Origin of the sequence: Azospirillum canadense (assembly GCF_025961225.1) — a bacterium.
In the GTDB taxonomy this organism is placed as follows: domain Bacteria; phylum Pseudomonadota; class Alphaproteobacteria; order Azospirillales; family Azospirillaceae; genus Azospirillum; species Azospirillum canadense.
Genome location: NZ_JAOQNG010000010.1, coordinates 963,560 through 983,149, shown reverse-complemented (window position 1 = coordinate 983,149; position 19,590 = coordinate 963,560). Strand labels below are relative to the sequence as shown.

Annotated in this window: 19 protein-coding genes; 11 read left to right on the top strand and 8 right to left on the bottom strand. The window is 67.6% G+C overall.

All coding sequences use genetic code 11. The annotated features are described in order from the left end of the window. Nucleotides 1-95: 95 nt before the first annotated feature. On the bottom strand, nucleotides 96-899 hold the full coding sequence (locus M2351_RS40300; protein WP_264661585.1) for an N-acetylmuramoyl-L-alanine amidase family protein: 804 nt from the start codon (nucleotides 897-899) through the stop codon (nucleotides 96-98). Between the two features lie 316 nt (nucleotides 900-1,215). Between M2351_RS40300 and M2351_RS40295 the strand changes: the two genes are divergently transcribed. Beyond that, complete coding sequence (locus tag M2351_RS40295) at nucleotides 1,216-1,368, top strand: hypothetical protein (RefSeq protein WP_264661584.1); 153 nt, start codon at nucleotides 1,216-1,218, stop codon at nucleotides 1,366-1,368. Nucleotides 1,369-1,519: 151 nt separating this feature from the next. Here M2351_RS40295 and M2351_RS40290 read toward each other — a convergent pair whose 3' ends face one another. Next, entirely contained in the window at nucleotides 1,520-1,942 is a 423-nt protein-coding gene (locus M2351_RS40290) for a hypothetical protein (protein ID WP_264661583.1), read from the bottom strand. 153 nt (nucleotides 1,943-2,095) lie between these two features. On the opposite strand from M2351_RS40290, the gene purU reads away from it, so the two are divergent. Then, entirely contained in the window at nucleotides 2,096-2,962 is an 867-nt protein-coding gene (gene purU, locus M2351_RS40285; RefSeq protein WP_264661582.1) for a formyltetrahydrofolate deformylase, read from the top strand. 44 nt (nucleotides 2,963-3,006) lie between these two features. Here the strand turns inward: purU and M2351_RS40280 are convergent, their stop codons facing one another. After that, complete coding sequence (locus M2351_RS40280; protein WP_264661581.1) at nucleotides 3,007-3,807, bottom strand: response regulator; 801 nt, start codon at nucleotides 3,805-3,807, stop codon at nucleotides 3,007-3,009. Nucleotides 3,808-4,476: 669 nt separating this feature from the next. Here M2351_RS40280 and M2351_RS40275 point away from each other — a divergent pair. The 3 genes from M2351_RS40275 (at nucleotide 4,477) to M2351_RS40265 (ending at nucleotide 7,456) form a co-directional block, all read left to right on the top strand. Then, nucleotides 4,477-5,010, top strand: a complete 534-nt coding sequence (locus M2351_RS40275; protein WP_264661580.1) for a hypothetical protein — start codon at nucleotides 4,477-4,479, stop codon at nucleotides 5,008-5,010. A 361-nt stretch (nucleotides 5,011-5,371) separates the two neighbouring features. Further along, complete coding sequence (locus M2351_RS40270; protein ID WP_264661579.1) at nucleotides 5,372-7,024, top strand: AMP-binding protein; 1,653 nt, start codon at nucleotides 5,372-5,374, stop codon at nucleotides 7,022-7,024. A gap of 30 nt (nucleotides 7,025-7,054) precedes the next feature. Continuing rightward, nucleotides 7,055-7,456, top strand: a complete 402-nt coding sequence (locus M2351_RS40265; protein WP_264661578.1) for a GtrA family protein — start codon at nucleotides 7,055-7,057, stop codon at nucleotides 7,454-7,456. Here M2351_RS40265 and M2351_RS40260 read toward each other — a convergent pair. The 3 genes from M2351_RS40260 to M2351_RS40250 form a co-directional block, all read right to left on the bottom strand. After that, the gene (locus M2351_RS40260; RefSeq protein ID WP_264661577.1) at nucleotides 7,420-8,214 is read right to left on the bottom strand and encodes a class I SAM-dependent methyltransferase; all 795 of its coding nucleotides are present in this window, start codon (nucleotides 8,212-8,214) and stop codon (nucleotides 7,420-7,422) included. The two genes, M2351_RS40265 and M2351_RS40260, sit on opposite strands and share 37 nt — an antisense overlap. 180 nt (nucleotides 8,215-8,394) lie before the next feature. Then, nucleotides 8,395-10,077 carry a glycosyltransferase family 39 protein gene (locus M2351_RS40255; protein ID WP_264661576.1) on the bottom strand — a complete coding sequence of 561 codons (1,683 nt, stop codon included), beginning with the start codon at nucleotides 10,075-10,077 and terminating at the stop codon, nucleotides 8,395-8,397. 156 nt (nucleotides 10,078-10,233) lie between these two features. Further along, nucleotides 10,234-11,103, bottom strand: coding sequence for a ChbG/HpnK family deacetylase (locus tag M2351_RS40250; RefSeq protein ID WP_264661575.1), 870 nt, complete (start codon nucleotides 11,101-11,103; stop codon nucleotides 10,234-10,236). Between the two features lie 72 nt (nucleotides 11,104-11,175). On the opposite strand from M2351_RS40250, the gene hutI reads away from it, so the two are divergent. Genes hutI through hutU form a run of 4 tightly spaced genes read left to right on the top strand, consistent with a single transcriptional unit; the run spans nucleotide 11,176 to nucleotide 14,848 of the window. Further along, the gene (hutI, locus tag M2351_RS40245; RefSeq protein ID WP_264661574.1) at nucleotides 11,176-12,414 is read left to right on the top strand and encodes an imidazolonepropionase; all 1,239 of its coding nucleotides are present in this window, start codon (nucleotides 11,176-11,178) and stop codon (nucleotides 12,412-12,414) included. Between the two features lie 45 nt (nucleotides 12,415-12,459). Next, nucleotides 12,460-12,708, top strand: coding sequence for a hypothetical protein (locus M2351_RS40240; RefSeq protein ID WP_264661573.1), 249 nt, complete (start codon nucleotides 12,460-12,462; stop codon nucleotides 12,706-12,708). Next, complete coding sequence (locus M2351_RS40235) at nucleotides 12,705-13,106, top strand: type II toxin-antitoxin system VapC family toxin (RefSeq protein WP_264661572.1); 402 nt, start codon at nucleotides 12,705-12,707, stop codon at nucleotides 13,104-13,106. The genes M2351_RS40240 and M2351_RS40235 overlap by 4 nt, the downstream gene beginning before the upstream one ends. Nucleotides 13,107-13,162: 56 nt before the next feature. Next, nucleotides 13,163-14,848: a urocanate hydratase gene (gene hutU / locus M2351_RS40230; RefSeq protein ID WP_264661571.1), complete on the top strand. Its 1,686-nt coding sequence runs from the start codon at nucleotides 13,163-13,165 to the stop codon at nucleotides 14,846-14,848. Here the strand turns inward: hutU and M2351_RS40225 are convergent. Beyond that, complete coding sequence (locus M2351_RS40225; protein WP_264661570.1) at nucleotides 14,826-15,788, bottom strand: DMT family transporter; 963 nt, start codon at nucleotides 15,786-15,788, stop codon at nucleotides 14,826-14,828. The two genes, hutU and M2351_RS40225, sit on opposite strands and share 23 nt — an antisense overlap. A gap of 19 nt (nucleotides 15,789-15,807) precedes the next feature. After that, entirely contained in the window at nucleotides 15,808-16,614 is an 807-nt protein-coding gene (locus M2351_RS40220; protein ID WP_264661569.1) for a helix-turn-helix transcriptional regulator, read from the bottom strand. A 100-nt stretch (nucleotides 16,615-16,714) separates the two neighbouring features. On the opposite strand from M2351_RS40220, the gene M2351_RS40215 reads away from it, so the two are divergent. Both M2351_RS40215 and M2351_RS40210 read left to right on the top strand, forming a co-directional pair. Further along, nucleotides 16,715-17,491, top strand: coding sequence for a class I SAM-dependent methyltransferase (locus M2351_RS40215; protein WP_264661568.1), 777 nt, complete (start codon nucleotides 16,715-16,717; stop codon nucleotides 17,489-17,491). Nucleotides 17,492-17,870: 379 nt separating this feature from the next. Next, nucleotides 17,871-19,472: an ABC transporter substrate-binding protein gene (locus M2351_RS40210; protein ID WP_264661567.1), complete on the top strand. Its 1,602-nt coding sequence runs from the start codon at nucleotides 17,871-17,873 to the stop codon at nucleotides 19,470-19,472. Nucleotides 19,473-19,590: the final 118 nt, after the last annotated feature.

Genomic DNA, 19,590 nt, shown 5'->3' with positions numbered 1-19,590 from the left:
AATGGGGAATCTTGGGAGTGGTGTGCGTCATCGTCTTTTTGTTCCAAGGTGATGCACGAATGTTGCACTCGCCGCAGGCGCGAAGGCGGGGCGCTTCAGGCGAAGGGTGTGCGCGTGACGAGAGAGGCGATTTCGCGCGCCAGAACGCGTGCGACGGTACGCCGCGCCTTGGAGTCGCGCAGGATCGCCTCGTCGAGCTTGTTCGATAGGAATCCGGTCTCAATGAGGACGGAAGGAATCTCAGGTGCCTTCAGCACGGCGAAGTTCGCGGCGCGCATCGGGTTGTCGAGCAGGCGCAGTTCCTTTCCGGCCCCCTTCACGATGGACTGGCGGGCCACCAGCGACGCGTGCTTCGTGTGCCGCGCGGTCAGGTCGAGCAGGATGTCCTTGACCACCCGCTTCTGCGCCTTGAAATCGACCCCGCCCAGCCGGTCGACAGCGTTCTCGCGCTGGGCCAGCGAGGCGGCGAAGGCGTCGGAGCCCTTCTCCGACAGGGTATAGGCGGACAGGCCGCGCGCCTCCCGGTTCGGGGCGCTGTCGGCGTGGATGGAGACGAACAGGTCGGCCCGTGCTTCGCGCGCGAGGTCGACGCGCTCCTGCAATTCCAGGAACCGGTCGTCGGATCGGGTGAGCGTCGCGCCCAACCTGTGCTGGCCGGACAGCAGCCGCGCGACCTCGCGCGCAATGTCCAGCGTGACCTCCTTCTCCTGGGTGCCGCGGGTCCCGATGGCGCCGGGATCGACGCCGCCGTGGCCGGGGTCGAGCACGATCATGCGCGTCCGCGGCGCCGGGCGGGCCGTGGCCTTAGCGCCCGTGGCCAGCAACGGGGAGGGTACCAGTCCGGCGGCGCCGGCGAGCGGTACGGTCAAGGAAAGCTGAAGAAAACGTCTGCGGTCCATGCGCCCCAACACCCATCCCGGCCGGCCGCCTGGATCCGGCGTCCCATCGTCGTCGAGGCGGCCAAAACCGCCGACGCGGACGGGGCGGCGGCGAAGGGCGGGCGCCAGCGTCAAGCCCGCGTTAACCAATGATGTTGCGACAAAGTGTTGTCAAGGTCGGTGGTGGTAACCCCGCCAAATGTCCCCGGAACATATTCATACGCTGGTACATCGCCGGATGAGGATTCGACTCTTCGAACCCATTGCTTGAAGATAGTCTCCGAAAGCGCTAAAATTTTAGCAATAAGCTCGGGAGGTGGCGATGTTGAGAAAAGCCTTGTTCAACATCATCCGGCAGGAGCAGCGCGAGGTCGAAGGCGAGCTTGAAAAGGAAGAGCAGCGCCCGTCCCCCGACGTGGGACGGCTTGTTGCTCTCAAGCAGCAGGCGACGAATCTGAGCCGGGAACTGGAGCACTTCCGCGACGTATGACCGACCGCGGAAAGCTGACGCGTCTGATGAATCGGCCCAATCGATGTGGCGCCGAACCAGACAACCGACACTCCTGGGCCCCTTCTTCGCTTTGGCGGGGAAGGGGTTTTGCTTTGCCGCATTTTGCGCTGCAGCGAAGACTGGGTGAGAATCAGGACAACTTCACGTAGCCGCGTTCGATGACCCGCTCAGCCGCTTCGAAGACGGCCAGCACCTCCTCATAGGCCCGGCGGACGCGCGCCAGATCGTCGATGGCGGCGGTGTTGGGGTGGCGCGCCTCCGCGACCTTCATGCCGGCGCGGATGTAGTCGGCCCGCAGCTCGGCCACGCGGACGGCCATCCGTAGAAAAGATTCCTGGTTCAGGTGCGGAATTTCCCGGCCGATGACCTCGCAGTTCGCCTCCAGCACGGCGGCTTCCATGGTTTCCAGGAAATGCATGATGCGGTGGCGCGAGGTGTTCTCCGCGGCCTCCGGCGTCAGGAGCTTGTCCACCTTGCCTTTGGCGTATTCGCCGATGATCTTGCCGCCCATGCCCATGGCCACCTCCCGCGGTCGAGACGGCCAGTGTGCCATGGAATCCTTTACCAAAAGCTGCGACCCGCGCCGCAGGCAACGGGTGCGCCCATTGTTGTGGGGTGCATCCCCGGGAGGTTCATGCTACGGAGTCGTCCAGGAGGTGGTCCGGCCCATGGCCCGGCCCGCGGATTTCTTCAACGGCAGGCGCGCATGTCCGAACCCGGTTCCGAATACATCCTGACGATCTCCTGCCCCGACACGGTGGGCATCGTCTTCGCGGTGGCCGGCTTCCTCGCGGAACGGTCGTGCAACATCATCGACAGCGCCCAGTTTGGCGACCGCACGTCGGGGCTGTTCTTCCTGCGCATCCATTTCGCGGCGACGCCCAGCGGGCCGTCGCAGGCCGAGGTCGAGGCCGCCTTCGCCGAACAGGTGGCGCAGCGCTTCTCCATGACGTGGAAGCTGCACGACGCCCGTCGGCGCCAGCGCGTGATGATCATGGTGTCGAAGTTCGGCCATTGCCTGAACGACCTGCTCTACCGGTACCACAACGGCTACCTGCCGATCGAGATTCCGGCGATCGTGTCCAACCACCGCGATTTCTACCAACTCGCGGCCTGGCACAACATCCCGTTCCACTATCTTCCGGTGACCGGCGAGAGCAAGGCCCAGCAGGAGGCCAAGCTGCTGGAGATCGCGGAGGAAGAGAAGATCGACCTGGTGGTGCTCGCCCGCTACATGCAGGTGCTGTCGCCGGCGCTGTGCGAGCGCATGGCGGGGCGGGTGATCAACATCCACCATTCCTTCCTGCCGAGCTTCAAGGGCGCCAAGCCCTATCACCAGGCCTTCACCCGCGGCGTCAAGCTGATCGGCGCCACGGCCCACTACGTGACGTCGAACCTCGACGAGGGGCCGATCATCGAGCAGGAGGCGGAGCGCGTGGACCACACGATGACGCCCGACGACCTGGTGGCCATCGGGCGGGACATCGAGAACGTCGTGCTGGCCCGGGCCGTGCGGTACCACGTCGAGCATCGCGTCCTGCTGAACGGCAGCAAGACCGTCGTATTCAAGTAGGCGTCGTCACGTAAGGTCGGGGGGAGAGGCCGGTTCGACCGCGATCAGTGCGGCTTGCCGGCGATGGCCACCTCCTCCGGGTGGGGGGTGAAGACGGCGCGGGTGATCGCCTGCTCGATCTGCTCGCGGTTGAAGGGCTTGGGGATGACCGGGCCCAGATGCTCCAGCCCGCGCTTGGACAGCTCGTTCGGGAAGGCGGTCACGAAGATCACCGGCAGGAAACGCTGCCGGCGCAGTTCCCGCGCCACCTCGATGCCGTTGTCGCCTTCGGCCAGTCGGATGTCCATCAGGGCGAGTGTCGGCGTGTGCTTCGCGGCCAGCGTCAGCGCCTCGTCCATGGTGGCGGCGTTGCCGCACACCGTGTGGCCCATGCCGCGCACCGTCTCCGCCAGATCAAAGGCAATGATCGCGTCGTCCTCGACGATCAGGATCACGGCGGCCAGACTGGCGCGCACGCTCTCCCGCGCGTGGTTGAGGCGTTCAACCGCCTCTTCCGGCGGAATGCCCAGCACCGACGCGGCGTCGGCGACCGGCAGGTCCTCCAGGTTGACCAGCAGGTAGAGCCGGCGGTCCATCTCGTCCAGGCTGTGCAGCGCGGCTTCCACCGGGTGCGGCGTGGCGGGTGCGCGTTCCTTCGGCCCGGCGCTGTCCTGCAGTTGGTTGAGGTGGCGGTACAGCGACCCGCGCGACAGGTCCATGGCGGCCCCGCCCGTCGGACTCTCCAGAAACCATTCCAGGGTGCGCGTCACCAGGGCATCGCCCTGCACCGAGGTGCCGGTCAGGGCACGAGCGTAGCGGCGCAGGTAGGGCAAATGCTCCATGAGGTGGCGGGTGTTTTGATCCATGACTCTCCCCGTACCTTCTTGGCAGAGCGGTTCGGTGGACACCGCCGCGATTCTTCAGGATGTGTTCGTGCTGGGACTCGGGCCTTCACGACGTTACGTACATATGGCGCGAACTGCGCTATATCAGGAGTGAGTTCTAAAGGGATATTGGTGATAGCTGCATCGAGGTACGTCTTGTCGCTGATTGGGGAGGGGCGATTCTCCATCCGATCGCGTCGGCGCTGTGACCTCTGTTGTCCTTAACGCTTGGGAAAGACTCGGTCCATTCTCTGGAATCTCCCCCGCCGAGAGATCGCGATGGGGTTTATGGCGAGTGTTCCCAAGACTGTCCGCGCTGTCACCGGTCCCGGTGGCGGCGCGATTTTTTTTCCGGCGTCCCTTCGGTTCCTGCATGACGTGAATGCGATGGGGCCGGGAACCAAACGGGAAATCGAGGTGTTCATCGGGGCAATGGTGTGATTCCTCCCTGAACCGCCAGTCCCTGATGCCGCCGGCTGCACCCGATCCGGGATCGCAGCGGCGGTATTTTTTTATCACAAGCGAGGGGCGAATTGCGTTCGCGGACTTGCGCACCGATTTCAGGGGTATTACTGACTGCTTCCGGGTGTCGCGCGTCGGCGGTGTGAGAGCCGTCGCCGTCCACACCCCCGCACCGCCCTGGAACCGCGTATGGCAGACCCAGATCCCGCCCCGTCCGTCTTCGACGGCATTCAGCCGGACGAATTGGCCGATTTTCAGGCGTGGCGCGAGCGCGTCAATGGCACCAACATTTCGGACAAGACCCTTCTGGCGACGGATTACCTCAATCACTTCAACGAAATCGTGATGCTGATCGAGATGGTCCCGGACATGCCCGACATGCTGGAGGAGTGCCGGATCTGGCAGCCGAAGAGCTATCAGGAGCATTTTCGCGACAGCGGCTTTTCCGACAAGGAGCTTGCCATCGAGGCCTACGGCCATGTTCCGGCCAAGTTCAAGCGGCCCTTCGAGGACACGATCGCCCAGGCCCATCAGGTCATCGGCCACACCCTGTCCCGCATCAGCGCCGACATCGACGAGGGGGCGGAGGACAAGCTGCGGGCCGATTGCCGGACCTCGGTGGCGATGATTCACCGGATCATCCAGATCGCCAACGGAATCATCCACGGAACCGCCCATGTCATGGAGCAGGGCGAGATCGACCTGTACCTCAGCGCGGGGTGATGCGTTCGAACGTTGCGCTTGTGGGTCGGTACTCGCCCATGCCTCGCGCAAATGCTTATTGCTTGTGCATCCACCATTCATTCCTTGCATGGCTCAAAGGCCGAGTCCCGCACTACAGTAAGTTTTCATACGAAGAGGGGGCACCGTGTCTGCGGATGCCTCCCACCGGGAGTGGAGACAGACCATGAAGGGTTCCGCCACCGCGGGCGCCGGGCGTGCGTCCGGGCCGATCGGGGACGTGTGGATCGTTGGGCCGGGACACGGTACCGCCCATGAAATCAATTGGCTTCGTCGCCGGGTGCAGGCGCCGGCGGGGCTCCCGGGATCGCTGTTTGCGGCGTGCGGGGGAGGGAAATAGGGCATGGTCAGGTCCGGTCACATCGACACCTTCACCCGCGACCGCCTGCCCTCACGGGAGCAACTTCCCGAATTCGATTTCAACAGACCGGAACTCACCTATCCCGACCGGCTGAACGCGGCGGTGGCCTTGCTGGACGTCTGGCGGGAGCGGGGCTGGGATGCGCGCCCCTGCGTGATCGGCACCGACACGGTGTGGAGCTACGGCCATTTCCGCGACACGGTCGACCGCATCGCGCGGGTGATGGTGGAGGACTTCGGCCTCGTCCCCGGCAACCGGGTGCTGGTGCGGGGCACCAACACGCCGATGCTTGCGGCCTGCTGGCTCGCCGTGCTGAAGGCCGGCGGCGTGGTGGTTCCGACGATGCCCCTGCTGCGGGCGCCGGAACTGGAAGCCATCCTCGACCGCGCGTCAGTCAATCTGGCGCTCTGCGACGTCCGTTTCCTTGGGGAACTTGTCCACGCCCGCGCAGCCTACGCCAACGAGGCCGTCCCGAACGGCCTACCGGTCCTGACCTTCAACGGCGGCGACCTTGAGGAGCGCATCGCGCGGACCGAGCCGGTCTTCACCGCGGCCGACACCGCCGGCGACGACGTCGCGCTGATCGCCTTCACGTCGGGCACGACCGGCAAGCCGAAGGCGACCGCCCACTACCACCGCGACCTGCTGGCCGTTGCCGACCTGTCGCCGCAGTCGATCTTGCACACGACGCCGGACGATGTGTTCTGCGGCACGCCGTCGCTGGCCTTCGCCTATGGGCAGGGCGGGATGCTGCTGTTCCCGCTGCGGGCCGGCGCCTCGGTGGTCCTGCTGGACCGTGGCACGCCGGAGCGGCTGCTGGACGCCGCACTCCGGCACAAGGCGACGGTGATGTTCACCGTTCCGACCGTCTACCGTGCCATGACCGCCCAGTTGGAGGCCGACCAATCGGCGGTCGAAGGCTTGCGGAACCTGCGCGCCTGCGTCTCGGCCGGGGAGCCGCTGCCCGCCACCACGCTGGAGGGGTGGAAGGCCCTCACCGGGATCGAGATCCTGGACAGCTTCGGCACCACGGAGTTGCTGAACGCCGTGCTCCACGCCCGGCCCGGCGACGTGCGGCCGGGGGCGACGGGCAAGGTCGTGCCGGGCTACGAGGCCTGCGTGGTGGACGAGACGCTGACCCCGCTTCCGCCCGGCCACGTCGGGCGCCTCGCCGTGCGCGGACCGACCGGCTGCATCTACCTGGACGACCCGCGGCAGGAAGGCTATGTCCAGCGCGGCTGGAACCTGACCGGCGACGCCTTCCACATGGATGAGGACGGCTATTTCTGGTACCACGCCCGCACCGACGACCTGATCGTGTCGGCCGGCTACAAAATCTCCGGCCTGGAGGTGGAGGACGTGCTGCTCCGCCACGACGCGGTGGAGGAGTGCGCGGTCATCGCCGCCCCGGACCCGTTGCGCGGCACCATCCCCAAGGCCTTCGTCGTCCCGCGGGACGGCGTCCGCCCGAGTGACGATCTGGCGGAGGTGCTGCAATGCTACGTCAAGGATCGCATCGCCCCCTACAAGTACCCGCGGGCCGTAGAGTTCCTGGACCATCTGCCGCGGACGGAAACCGGCAAGATCCAGCGCTACAAGCTGCGCCAGCGCGAGTGGGTGGATGACGGGGATTGATAAGGGGCGGGGCGTGACCGGCGGATTCTTGTGGGCCGGCATCACCCGCTGATCCAGTTCGTTCTGTTCGCCATGGTCGGCTGCGCCGCCGCCGTGGGCCATTACGGCGTGCTGGTCGTGCTGGCCGAGTTGCTGGCGACTCCCCCGGTCCTGGCGTCGGCCGCTGGCTTCATCGTCGGCGGCGTGATCAGCTATTGGCTGAACTACGGGCACGTCTTCCGCAGCGAACAGGACCACCTGCCCACCGCCGCGAAGTTCCTGGCCGTCGCGACGGTGGGCCTGTGCCTGAACAGCGCCATCATGTGGGTTCTGGCCGAGCGTGTTGGCCTGCACTACCTGTTGGCGCAGGTGACCGCGACCGCGCTGGTGATGGTCTGGAGCTTCGGCGCCAACCGCTACTGGACGTTCGGCGCCGGATCCTCCGCGGCCTGAGCGGCTGGTTGGGCTGCTGGCCGCGCCAGGAAGGAGCGGCGGTGCGGCGTCGGCCCGACGTTGTGCGGCAGTGGCGCTGCGTGAAGCCCGGCCTCGGCGAGGAGGTCGCCCATCTCCTCCGGCGTGTAGGCGGAGAATCCGGCCTCGCGCCGGACGCGGCGGTAGTCGGACAGCGCCAGCCGCCCGATCCCGAACAGCGCCGCCATGAGGAAGCCGTTCCGGCGGGCCATGGCGAGCTGGCTTGCGACGTCGCGCAGCATCGGCGTGCGCGGGTCGACCACGTCGGCGATCAGGATCCGGCCCTTTCCACTCAGCAGGCCGCGCCAGCGGCGCAGGACGTCGCCGGCATCCGCCCGGGGAATGTACTGGAGCACCGACACGGCGAGGACGAGGTCGACGCTGCCCGCGGGCAGAGCCGCGAGGTCGGCGTCGGTCAGCACCTTGATCCGCGGATGATCCGGGAAGCGGGCGGCGAGGCGGTCACGCACCGCCGGCGCGGCGTCGTACAGGTACAGCGTGCCACAGCGCTCCGCCATGGCCTCCGCCGCCAGGGCGTCGCCGCAGCCGAAGTCGAGCACGGTCCCACCGGCCGGCAGGTAGGCGTCGAGGTCGCGCTGCAAACAGGCGAAATGCGCTTCCAAATTGCGGCGGTTGGCGTAGATGGCGTTCGGACGATTCCAGAAGTCGACCCAGTCCGGCGCACCCTGTGGCGGTGTGGTGGGACGGCCGTTCGGCGTCCCCACATCATGAAATCCCATGCCTCTCCCTTTCGCATGACCCTGTCGGTTGCGCGGGAGCGGTCGTTGTTGGGCTCCGTTTTTGACGGAGATGCCGTCCCTTGCCGCAACAATGCTTGGAAGAGCGTACGGACGGCACGCCGAACGCGTCAAGTCGCCGCAGTCGGCCTATAACCTTCGGATGTGGGGCGGTGCGTCGCGCTACTCTTCGACGCGGCGGCGATCCTTGACGATGGACAGGGGCACGCCGTCCACGCCGATTTCGATGATCGGCCGGCCGTCGAGCAGCGACGGGCAGCGGCGGCTCTGCGTGAAGGCCAGGAAGAAGTCGGCGCGGCGCCAGTCCGGCTCGATCCCGTTGACCAGCCTCAGCCAGGGCGGCAGGTCGTAGCGGACCGCCAGCGGGTTGCCGCAGACCGTCAGGGTGTAGGTGCGCGGCGGCGACTTCCCGTCGTTCTCCCGCTCGACGAAGGCGATCAGCTCCTTGGTCGCCTCGTGCAGGGAGTTGCCCCAGTAATCCAGCTCGAACCGGCCGTCGGCGCCCTTCAAGCCGCCGACGAACTGGTTGTAGTAGACATACTGGTTCGGGTGCAGCGTGCCGAGCGACCAGGCCTGCACGGTCGCGGTCGCCGCCAGCGCCAGGGCGACAACCCGCCCAGCCAGCTCGCCGCGGGCTTCGGCGGCGCTCCAGACGCGGTCGAAGGCGACCGCCGCCAGCACGACCAGCGGCGGCGCCACGAACAGGAAGTGGCGGATGCCGTTGTAGACGGTCGGCCGGGTCGCCATGACCATGGCGATGGGCAGGAAGGCGGCCAGGGCGGTGACCGCGTGGCGCACCGCCGGACCCCAGCTGCCGCCACGGCGCAGCGTCCGCCAAGCCCAGTGCGAGCCGGACAGCACGGCCAGCGCGGTGCCGACCACCACCGTCTCCGGCAGCTTGATCAGCAGGTAGACCGGCAGGTACAGGCACGGGGCGTTGACGGCCGGCACCATCTCCCCGAAGAACAGCGTCTGCAGGGAGAACTGGAGGTGCTGGAAGCTGGAGAAGGTGAACAGCGCCCGGAAGGGATTCAGCGGCTCGAACACGCCCCACGGCCAGAAGACCGCCATCAGTCCATAGGCGACCGGCAAAGCGGGCAGGGAGCGGACGGCGATCGTGCCGGCGTCCGCCAGCGCCGCGCGCCAGCCCGCCCGGCGCATCACCATGACGAGGTAAAGGCCGGCCGCCGCCGCGAGATAGATCCCGGCGAGGATCGCCGCGACCCGGATGCCCAGCGCGAGCCCGAGCGCCAGCCCGAACTTCAGCACCGCCGCGGTGCGCGGCTTTGGGAATTGAAGGGCCATGCGCGTGCCGAAATAGACGGTCCACACCATGCCCGCGGCAAAGGGCACGTCCTTGGTGTTGTTGAACATCGCCCCGTAATAAGCGCCCGACAGCGCCAGCATCACGGCGGCGAGGAACCCCGCCCGCGCGCCACCGAGCAAGCGGCCGAGCCGCCAAGTCCCGGCGATGCCGATCACCCCGACGATGGCGCACAGCAGGTGCCGGGTTTCGTACTCTTCGAAAGGCGAGACGGGGACGAGCAGGGCGACCACGAGGTCGAACAGCCCGCCGTAGAGATACAGGTCCTTGAACTGGAAGGCCGACCAGTCCTGGAAGCCGCTGGCGTAGAAGAGCAGCAGCTTTTGGCCGTAGATGTGCTGCACCTCTTCGTCGGTGCTGATGCCGTAATCGCGAAAGGTCAGCGCAGCGATGACGGCGAGGCAGAAGAGAAGCGTCCGGGCGAGCTGGTCCCAAACGGGCTTCTTCCGCGCGGCTTCTCGTTCCACCGCACCGAGGGCGGCAAGGGGGTACCGCTGGTCGTACGGTAGATGCTGAGTCATGCGTCGGTGAAATCCAGCAGCCGCCCCGCCACGCGGAGGTGACACCCGCCGGATCAGTTCAATCGACGGGGCGCCGCCTGTGACAATTCTTAGGTATAGAATTGTCCGCGCCGGGTCAAAGGCTACCGCACTGCACCGTGCATTTGTTGCGTTGCGTCAAACAGTTGCGAGTTCGGCGAAGCGCGCAAGCCGGATGCGATGATCGTTCAGGAGGGCCGCGAATTCAGGGCCTTTCAGGTAGTCGTATTCGACTTTTCGCTGGTCCACCAGTGGGTCGGCGCGGCGCAAGGCCGCATCCGGGATGCCGGGGTGGACCATGACCAGCGTGCGCCGACCCGGCCGGTCGAGGAACCGCTCCATCAGCGCCCCGAAGGGAATCCGCCCGGAGAAGTCGTAGACACCGCGGAAGCTGTCGTTTGCCGGAATCCCGCGCGCGCGGGCGATCCGCGCCAAGCCACCGCCAAGGCCGCCGATCAGCAGCGTCTTGGGCACGGCGACGCCCCGGCGCAGGATGTCGGCGGGGGGCTCCCCGCACAGGCGCACATAAGTGCCGGGCAGGGTGGCGAGCGCGTCGGCCACGGCGTTGCGGACGGTGGGCAACTGGTGGATGTGCTGGTGGCCGTCGATGTAGGCTGGCGGCCCGCCCCAGGCGGCCGTGAAGGCTGTGATCTGCCGGGCCAACTCGTCCCGGATCTCCGCGGCGTCGAGGCCGCCGGTGTAGGCCAGCCGCATCAGGCGGCCGAGCGGCGGCAGCGTGCCCTCCGGCGCAAGCTTGGGCATGGGGCCGAGCGGCGGCTGGTCGGTCAGGGTGAAATGCAGCCCCACGTCGGCTCCCATATCGGCCCGGTCGGACAGCGCCTTCAGCGGTGCGGCACCCTCCGCCCAATAGGGGCACAGCGTCATAACCGAGGTGGCGGTCAGCCGCCCGGCAGCGATCAGGTCACGAATGGCCTCGTTCACGCCCGGCGACAGGCCGTAGTCGTCGGCGCAGAGCAGGACAGGGTGGGGGGCTTGGTCAGACGTCATGGGACGGTGCGGGCGGTTCTGGGTTTCGCTAGAGTGGCGCATGGCCGCATTCAAATGGCCGGGGAGGGGACAATGGACTGGGACAGCCTGTGGTTCAACGGGCATGCGGCGACAATGGCGACGACGGTGGGTCCGGCGGGCGCCGTCCGCGACGCCGCGGTGGCCGTGAAGGACGGCCGGATCGCCTGGATCGGCCCGCGTTCGGAGCTGCCGCCGGGACAGGCTGCGGAGCAGCACGACTTGGGCGGGCGCTGGGTCACCCCTGGGCTGATCGACGCGCACACGCATCTGGTCTTCGGCGGCAACCGCGCGCGCGAGTTCGAGATGCGGCTGGAAGGGGCCTCCTACGAAGAGATCGCCCGCGCCGGCGGCGGCATCGTGTCCACCGTCGCCGCGACGCGCGCCGCGGACGAGGACGCCCTGGTCGCGAGCGCCGCGGTGCGGCTGGAGCGTCTGCTGGCCGAAGGCGTCACGGTGGTGGAGATCAAGTCCGGCTATGGCCTGGACCTTCCGACGGAGCGGGCGATGCTGCGCGCCGCGCGGGCGCTGGGGGAGCGGTACCCGGTGACGGTGCGGACGACGTGCCTCGCCGCCCATGCCCTGCCGCCGGAGTATGCCGGGCGGCCCGACGACTACGTCGGGCTGGTTTGCGACACCATCCTGCCGACGCTCGCCGGGGAAGGGCTGGTCGATGCGGTGGACGCCTTCTGCGAGCGGATCGCCTTCTCGCCGGAACAGACCGCGCGTGTCTTCGACACGGCGCGGCGCCTGGGGCTGCCGGTGAAGCTGCACGCCGACCAGCTGTCGGATGGCGGCTCCACTGGGGGTGGTGCAACGCTGGCCGCGCGCTACGGCGCGCTGTCGGCCGACCATGTGGAGCACACGGGGGAGGAGGCGGTGGGCGCCATGGCCGCCGCGGGCACGGTGGCGATGCTGCTTCCGGGCGCCTTCTACATGCTGCGCGAGACCAAGCTGCCGCCCATCGACCTGTTCCGGCGGCACGGCGTGCCCATGGCGGTGTCCACCGACTGCAACCCCGGCACGTCGCCGGCGGTGTCGCTCCTGCTCATGCTCAACATGGCCTGTACGCTGTTCCGCCTGACCCCGCAGGAGGCGCTGGCCGGGGTGACGCAGAACGCCGCCAAGGCCCTGGGCATGGGCGCGACGCACGGGACGCTGGAGGCCGGCAAGGCCGCCGACCTCGCCGTGTGGGACATCGCCGACCCGGCGGAGCTGTGCTACTGGCTGGGCGCCAACCCCTGCGCGGCGGTGGTCAAGGAGGGGCGGCTGGTGCGGGGCGGGGTGGGATGACGGCCTGATAGGGATCGCGTAGACTGGCCGCGGCAGGAGGGTGCGATGGGCAAGATCGTTCTGGAGAACATCGAAGAGGACACGCTCGATCGCCTGCGGGCGCTGGCGTCCAGCACCGGACGCACGCCCGAGGAAGAGGCAAAGTTCTTGATCGCTGATGCGTTGTCACGATCACAGGAGGAGCGCGGCCGACGCGAAGCCCTGTTGCGGCGAATGCGGGAGATCTCCTCCATGTCGCCGCCCGTTCGCGGCGTGGATATGACCGATCTTATCCGCGAGGACCGCGACCGATGATCGTCGATGCAAGCGTGGCGGTCCGTTGGTACGCGGTTGATGATTGGACGCCGTCCGCGCAGGCGCTGATGAATGTCCCGGGGACGCTGCTTGCCCCCGATTTCTTCGTTGCGGAAGTTGCCAACGCGCTCTGGAAACTGGCGCGCGCCGGGCATGTTCAGGATGCGCAAGCGGAAGCCGGATTGGAGCAGCTGCCGCGGGTCGTTTCCCTGGAACCGGCTGCGCCTTTGGCGTTGCGGGCATTCTCCATCGCCCGGATGCTCAATCATTCGGTTTACGACTGCCTCTATCTGGCCTTGGCTGAACGCCACGGCGAGAGGCTCGTCACGCTCGACAAGCGCCTGCACACACACGCGGAACACCCCTTGGGCCAGTCTTACGGTGATGCTGGGGGATGAAAACATCCCGGTTTGAACGCCGTACCAAAAATAAAATCCAACGAGGGAAGAGCATCATGTCCGATACCCCGTCTGCAAACCGCCGCGTGATCCGCGCGCCGCACGGGACCGAGCTGTCCGCGAAGTCCTGGCTGACCGAAGCGCCATTGCGCATGCTGATGAACAATCTCGACCCAGACGTGGCGGAGAATCCCGACGAGCTGGTGGTCTATGGCGGCATCGGGCGCGCCGCGCGGAATTGGGATTGCTTCGACGCCATCGTCGCCGCGCTGAAGACGCTGGAGGAGGACCAGACTCTGCTGGTCCAGTCGGGCAAGCCGGTGGGCGTCTTCCGCACCCACGCCGACGCGCCGCGGGTGCTGATCGCCAACTCCAACCTCGTGCCCGCCTGGGCGACCTGGGACCATTTCCGGGAGCTGGATGCCAAGGGGCTGATGATGTACGGCCAGATGACCGCGGGGTCCTGGATCTACATCGGCAGCCAGGGGATCGTGCAGGGCACCTACGAGACCTTCGCGGAGGTCGGGCGGCGGCACTACGGCGGCGACCTGAAGGGGCGCTGGATCCTGACCGGCGGCCTGGGCGGCATGGGCGGGGCGCAGCCGCTGGCCGCGACCATGGCCGGGGCCTCCATGCTGGCCGTGGAATGCTCCGCCCGCAGCATCGAGCGGCGGCTGGAGACCAAGTACCTGGACCGCTCCGCCACCACGCTCGACGAGGCCATGGCGCTGATCTGGGAGGCGCAGGCGAAGGGCACTCCGGTGTCGGTCGGTCTGCTCGGCAACGCGGCGGAGGTGTTCCCGGAACTGGTGCGCCGCGCCAAGGCCGACCCGCGCTTCCGGCCGGACGCGGTGACCGACCAGACCAGCGCGCACGACCCTCTGAACGGCTACCTGCCCGCTGGCTGGACGCTGGAGGAGGCGGAGAGCCGCCGGCGCAGCGATCCCGGCGCGGTGGTCGCCGCGGCCAAGCAGTCCATGGCCGCCCATGTGCGGGCGATGCTGGACTTCCACGCCATGGGCGTGCCGACGCTCGACTATGGCAACAACATCCGTCAGATGGCCAAGGACGAGGGGGTGGCGGACGCCTTCGCCTTTCCTGGCTTCGTGCCGGCCTACATCCGGCCGCTGTTCTGCCGCGGCATCGGCCCCTTCCGCTGGGCCGCCCTGTCCGGTGACCCGGAGGACATCTACCGCACCGACGCCAAGGTGAAGGAGCTGATCCCCGACAACCCGCACCTGCACAACTGGCTCGACATGGCGCGGGAGCGCATCCGTTTCCAGGGCCTGCCGGCCCGCATCTGCTGGGTGGGCCTGGGCGACCGCGCTCGGCTGGGCCTCGCTTTCAACGAAATGGTGGCGAAGGGCGAGCTGCAGGCGCCCGTCGTCATCGGCCGCGACCATCTGGACAGCGGCTCCGTCGCCAGCCCGAACCGTGAGACGGAGGGGATGATCGACGGGTCCGACGCCGTCTCCGACTGGCCGCTGCTGAACGCGCTGCTGAACTGCGCGTCCGGCGCCACCTGGGTGTCGCTGCACCACGGAGGCGGCGTCGGCATGGGCTACAGCCAGCACGCGGGCATGGTGATCGTCGCCGACGGCACCCCGGCCGCGGCCAAGCGGCTGGAGCGGGTGCTGACCAACGACCCGGCTACCGGCGTCATGCGTCACGCCGACGCGGGCTACGATATCGCCAAGGACTGCGCCCGCGAGCAGGGGCTCACGCTGCCGATGATCGGGTGATGGGGGCGGACTTTTCCGGCTGGGCTGCCCTGCTGCCGCTGCGCGGCGGCAGGGTCGCCAGCAGCAGGCCGGGCAGGACCAGCGCCACCCCGGCGAGGTGGAAGAGGTGCAACTCCTCGCCGAGCAGCGCCCAGGCGGCGAGCGCGGTCCACAGCGGCATGACGTAGAGCGACGTGCCGCCCCGCGCCGGGCCCATCAGCAGAATGGTCTTCTGGTAGGTGATGAAGGCCAGGACCGACGCGAACAGCGCCAGCCCGGCGATGCGGGCCACCGTGTCCAGGGTCATCGGCGCGGGGTGCAGGGCCACCGTCTCCCACAGGCAGAAGGGGGCCAGCGCGACGATGCCCGCGAAGGCGTTGGCGGCAAAACTGGTCACCACCGGCAGCGAGCTTTTCGACTGGCGGGCCAGCACGGTGTAGACCGCCCAGGCCGCCGCCACGCCGACCATCATCAGGTCGCCGATGTTGAAGGAGAGATGCAGCAGCACCTCCGGATCGCCGCGCGTCAGGATGACGAGCACCCCGGCCATGGCGAGCAGGATCCCGGTGGATTGGCGCAGCGTGACGGCCTCGCCGAGCCACAGGGCGGTGATCAGCAGGATCATCACCGGGCTGGTCGCGTAAATCAGCCCGGCGTTGGTCGCGCTGGTGTACTCCAGCGCCACATAGAGGCCGGCGCCGCAGATCACCTGCCCAAGGACGCCCATGACCAGAAGCCGCTTCCACGAGGCGAACAGCGCGTGGCGGTGGGTCAGCAGGCCGCGCGCCGCGAAGGGAAGGATGATCAGGAAGGCGATCACCCAGCGCCAGAAGGCCAGCCCGGCCGGCGGCACGACATGCGCTGCCGCCCGCCCGAACACGATGTTCGACGCGAAGAAGGCTGAGCTTAGGAAATAGAAGCTGTAGGCCGCGATCGCGGCGTTGGGCGAAGCCTTGGGCATGGAGGGTCCGGGGTGGCGGTCACGGGGCTTCCTCGGCCGCCGTCGGCCCCAGGAGCATCACCAGCTTGTAGTCGCTGCGCCCCGTGGGGTTCAACGTCACTTGTTCGTAGACCAGCAATCCCTCCAGCGGATGGCTGAAGGACCGGACGCCGCCTTCGCGGTCCAGAACGCCGTGGTCATCCCACATGCGGGCGAAGGCGGGGCTGGCGCCGCGCAGTTCCTGCACCAGAGCGGCGACGTCGGCGTCGTCGCTCCGCCGGGCGGTGTCGGCGCGGAACTCCGCCAGCAGGCGGCGGGCGCGGTTTTCCCAATCGCAGATGAAGGTCCGTGCGGACGGGTCCAGGAAGACGTAGCGCAGCTGGTTGCGTCCCGTCCCGCCGAGCCACCCGGTGAAGAGCCGCTCCGCCCCCGCGTTCCAGGCGCGGGCGTTCCACAGCCGGTCGAGCAGGTAGGCCGGAGCGGCGATGGCGTCCAGGGCGGCGAGCAGCGGAGCGGGCGGCCGGTCGCCCGCGGCGCCCGCGTCCGATTTCGGGTCGCGCTTGCGGGCCAGTTCGAAGAGGTAGGCGCGCTCCGCCGCCGTCAGGTGCAGGCCCTCGGCGATGCGGGCGAGCGCGGTGGGGGAGACGGAGACGTCCCGCCCCTGTTCCAGCCAGGTGTACCAAGTCGGGCTGAGGCCGCAGAGGTGGGCCACCTCCTCCCGCCGCAGGCCGGGCGTGCGCCGCCGGGCGGAGCCGCCATGGACGCCGGCCTCGGCCGGGGTCAGCCGCTCGCGGTGGGTGCGCAGGAAGGCGCCGAGCAGGCGGCGGTGTTCGACGGAGGGGAGCATGGTAGCAGGAATTATACCAGGATAACTGCTCGCCTTGTACCAGGGTAAAGGGTGGCGGATGCTGCACCGACAACGAACCCGCCCAAGAGGACGCCAGCCCATGAGCAACACCAGCTCCAACACCCACCACAGTGTCGTCGCCGACCATTATGGCCCCCGCGCCGGCGATTACGTCACCAGCGCCGTGCACGCGGCCGGCGCCGACCTGGACCAGATCGAGGGCCTGCTGCGCGGGCGGTTGGCGGCGCGCGTGCTGGATTTGGGCTGCGGCGGCGGGCACGTCAGCTACCGGGCAGCACCCCATGTGGCGGAGGTGGTCGCCGTCGACGTGACCGCGGAGATGCTGGACAGCGTGACGCGCACCGCGGCGGAGCGCGGGCTGACCAACATCCGGACCCAACAAGCCCCGGCGGAGCGGCTGCCCTTTCCCGACGGGCATTTCGACGTGGTGCTGAGCCGCTTCAGCACCCACCACTGGCTGGACGCCGAGGCTGGTCTGCGGGAGGCACGCCGGGTGCTGGCGCCGGACGGCATGGCCGTCTTCGCCGACGTCATCGCACCCGCCCAGGCTCTGCTGGACACGCATTTCCAGGCGGTCGAGCTGCTGCGCGACCCGTCGCACGTGCGCAATCTCAGCGTCGCGGAATGGACGGCGGCGCTGGCCCGCGCCGGCTTCGCGGTCACCGGCCTGACGACCCGCCGCCTGCGCATGGAGTTCGCCAGCTGGACCGCGCGCACGCGCACGCCGGAGGTCCACGCCCGCGCCATCCGCTCCCTCCAGGACATGGCGTCGGACGAGGTGCGCCGCCACTTCGCCATCGAGCCGGACGGCAGCTTCATGCTGGATGCGACGGTGTTCGAGACTGTGCCGCTCTGATTCGCAGTGGTATGACCGGACGGCTGTAGCCGACGGCCCCGCCGCCGCCTCGGTCGACGTGATTTGCTTTCCGAAACGTACCTTTTCGGGCAAGTAACGATCATGTGAAGAAAGGCACGCCGCAACAGGTGTGCCTTTTGTCATGGAAAGGCCAGAATCCCGCGCTTTCCTGGTACTATACGGTGTACGGCAGTCCCGGCTGCGGCGGTGTCGTCCGCCGTCCGATCGCCCGCGCTTTACGGCGTGGTGCAAGGACGGGACAAGGGTTGGGTAGCGTGTTGACAGAAAATCCGGCCGCGCGCCAAATGAACCGGGATTCCACAGGGTCGGCCGGGTATACCGGCGGCCCCCACTGTCCGAATGCGGGAGGCTTATAAGAATGAAGCGTATTCTGCTGGGAGCCGGGCTCGGCGTTGCCGCCGCGCTGGCGCTTGCGGCACCGGCACAGGCGGCGAAGACCCTCGTCTACTGCTCCGAAGGCAGCCCCGAAAACTTCAACCCGATGGTCAACACCACCGGGACGAGCTTCGACGTGTCGCTGCCGGTCTACAACAACCTTGTGGAATTCGAGCGCGGCGGCACCAAGGTCGTGCCGGGCCTCGCCGAATCCTGGGAGATCTCGGACGACGGCCTGACCTACACCTTCCACCTGCGCAAGGGTGCCAAGTGGCACAGCACCGGCGACTTCAAGCCGACCCGCGACGCCAACGCCGACGACGTGCTGTGGTCCTTCAACCGCCAGTGGAAGAATGACCATCCCTTCCACAAGGTGTCCGGCGGCGCCTACGACTACTTCAACGACATGGCCATGCCGACGTTGCTGAAGTCGATCGACAAGGTGGACGACTACACGGTCAAGTTCGTCCTGAACAAGGTCGAGGCGCCCTTCCTCGCCAACCTGGCGATGCCCTTCGCGCCGATCCAGTCGGCCGAATACGCCGAGTTCCTGCAGAAGAAGAACCAGATCGACAAGATGGACCAGGTGCCCGTCGGCACCGGCCCGTTCCAGTTCGTCGCCTACCAGAAGGACGCGGTCATCCGCTACAAGGCCTTCGACCAGTTCTGGGGCGGCAAGGCGCCGATCGACAACCTCGTCTTCGCCATCACGCCGGACGCCGCGGTGCGCTACGCCAAGCTGAAGGCGGGCGAGTGCAACATCGTGCCGTACCCGAACCCGGCCGACCTGGAGACGATGAAGAAGGACACCTCCATCACCCTTATGGAGCAGGAAGGCCTGAACGTCGGCTACCTGGCCTTCAACACCACCAAGAAGCCCTTCGACGACGTCCGCGTGCGTCGCGCCCTGAACATGGCCATCGACAAGAAGGCCATCGTCGACGCGGTCTACCAGGGCGCCGGCGTCCCGGCGAAGAACCCGATTCCGCCGACCATGTGGTCGTACAACAAGGACATCGAGGACTACCCCTTCGATCCGGAGCGCGCGAAGAAGCTGCTGGCCGAGGCCGGCTACCCGGACGGCTTCGAGACCGACCTGTGGGCCATGCCGGTGCAACGCCCCTACAACCCGAACGCCAAGCGCATGGCGGAGATGATGCAGGCCGACCTCGCCAAGGTCGGCGTCAAGGCCAAGGTCGTGCAGTACGAATGGGGTGAATACCGCAAGCGTCTGCAGGCCGGCGAGCATCTGATGGGCATGATGGGCTGGACCGGCGACAACGGCGATCCGGACAACTTCCTGAACGTGCTGCTCGGCTGCGAATCCGCGCGCATTGGCGGCTCCAACGTCGCCAAGTGGTGCAACAAGGAGTTCGACGACCTGACGGTGCAGGCCAAGCGGACCACCGACATCGCCGCCCGCACCAAGCTGTACGAGCAGGCCCAGGTGATCTTCAAGGAAGAGGCGCCCTGGTTCCCGGTCGCCCACTCCGTCGTTCACATGGCCGTGAGCAAGAATGTGGTCGATTACAGAGTGGAGGCGTTTGGTATCCATCGCTTCTACGGCGTGGACTTGAAACAATAAGTCTGCGCAGCAAACAGCTTTACAAAGCGTAAGCCGGGGCGTTAAACCCCCGGCTTCCCTTTTGGTAAGCAAGGGACAAGGGGGCAGCGGCCCCCTTGCTTTCGTTTCGAGCCCGGTG

Excerpts from the sequence above, each read along its gene's own strand:
- M2351_RS40220 (WP_264661569.1), bottom strand. The coding sequence starts at position 16,614 with ATGCTCCCCTCCGTCGAACACCGCCGCCTGCTCGGCGCCTTCCTGCGC.
- M2351_RS40255 (WP_264661576.1), bottom strand. The coding sequence starts at position 10,077 with ATGACTCAGCATCTACCGTACGACCAGCGGTACCCCCTTGCCGCCCTC.
- M2351_RS40260 (WP_264661577.1), bottom strand. The coding sequence starts at position 8,214 with ATGGGATTTCATGATGTGGGGACGCCGAACGGCCGTCCCACCACACCG.
- M2351_RS40300 (WP_264661585.1), bottom strand. The coding sequence starts at position 899 with ATGGACCGCAGACGTTTTCTTCAGCTTTCCTTGACCGTACCGCTCGCC.
- M2351_RS40275 (WP_264661580.1), top strand. The coding sequence starts at position 4,477 with ATGGCAGACCCAGATCCCGCCCCGTCCGTCTTCGACGGCATTCAGCCG.
- M2351_RS40270 (WP_264661579.1), top strand. The coding sequence starts at position 5,372 with ATGGTCAGGTCCGGTCACATCGACACCTTCACCCGCGACCGCCTGCCC.
- M2351_RS40225 (WP_264661570.1), bottom strand. The coding sequence starts at position 15,788 with ATGCCCAAGGCTTCGCCCAACGCCGCGATCGCGGCCTACAGCTTCTAT.
- M2351_RS40250 (WP_264661575.1), bottom strand. The coding sequence starts at position 11,103 with ATGACGTCTGACCAAGCCCCCCACCCTGTCCTGCTCTGCGCCGACGAC.
- M2351_RS40215 (WP_264661568.1), top strand. The coding sequence starts at position 16,715 with ATGAGCAACACCAGCTCCAACACCCACCACAGTGTCGTCGCCGACCAT.
- M2351_RS40290 (WP_264661583.1), bottom strand. The coding sequence starts at position 1,942 with ATGGCACACTGGCCGTCTCGACCGCGGGAGGTGGCCATGGGCATGGGC.
- purU (WP_264661582.1), top strand. The coding sequence starts at position 2,096 with ATGTCCGAACCCGGTTCCGAATACATCCTGACGATCTCCTGCCCCGAC.
- M2351_RS40280 (WP_264661581.1), bottom strand. The coding sequence starts at position 3,807 with ATGGATCAAAACACCCGCCACCTCATGGAGCATTTGCCCTACCTGCGC.
- M2351_RS40235 (WP_264661572.1), top strand. The coding sequence starts at position 12,705 with ATGATCGTCGATGCAAGCGTGGCGGTCCGTTGGTACGCGGTTGATGAT.
- M2351_RS40240 (WP_264661573.1), top strand. The coding sequence starts at position 12,460 with ATGGGCAAGATCGTTCTGGAGAACATCGAAGAGGACACGCTCGATCGC.
- hutI (WP_264661574.1), top strand. The coding sequence starts at position 11,176 with ATGGACTGGGACAGCCTGTGGTTCAACGGGCATGCGGCGACAATGGCG.
- M2351_RS40210 (WP_264661567.1), top strand. The coding sequence starts at position 17,871 with ATGAAGCGTATTCTGCTGGGAGCCGGGCTCGGCGTTGCCGCCGCGCTG.
- hutU (WP_264661571.1), top strand. The coding sequence starts at position 13,163 with ATGTCCGATACCCCGTCTGCAAACCGCCGCGTGATCCGCGCGCCGCAC.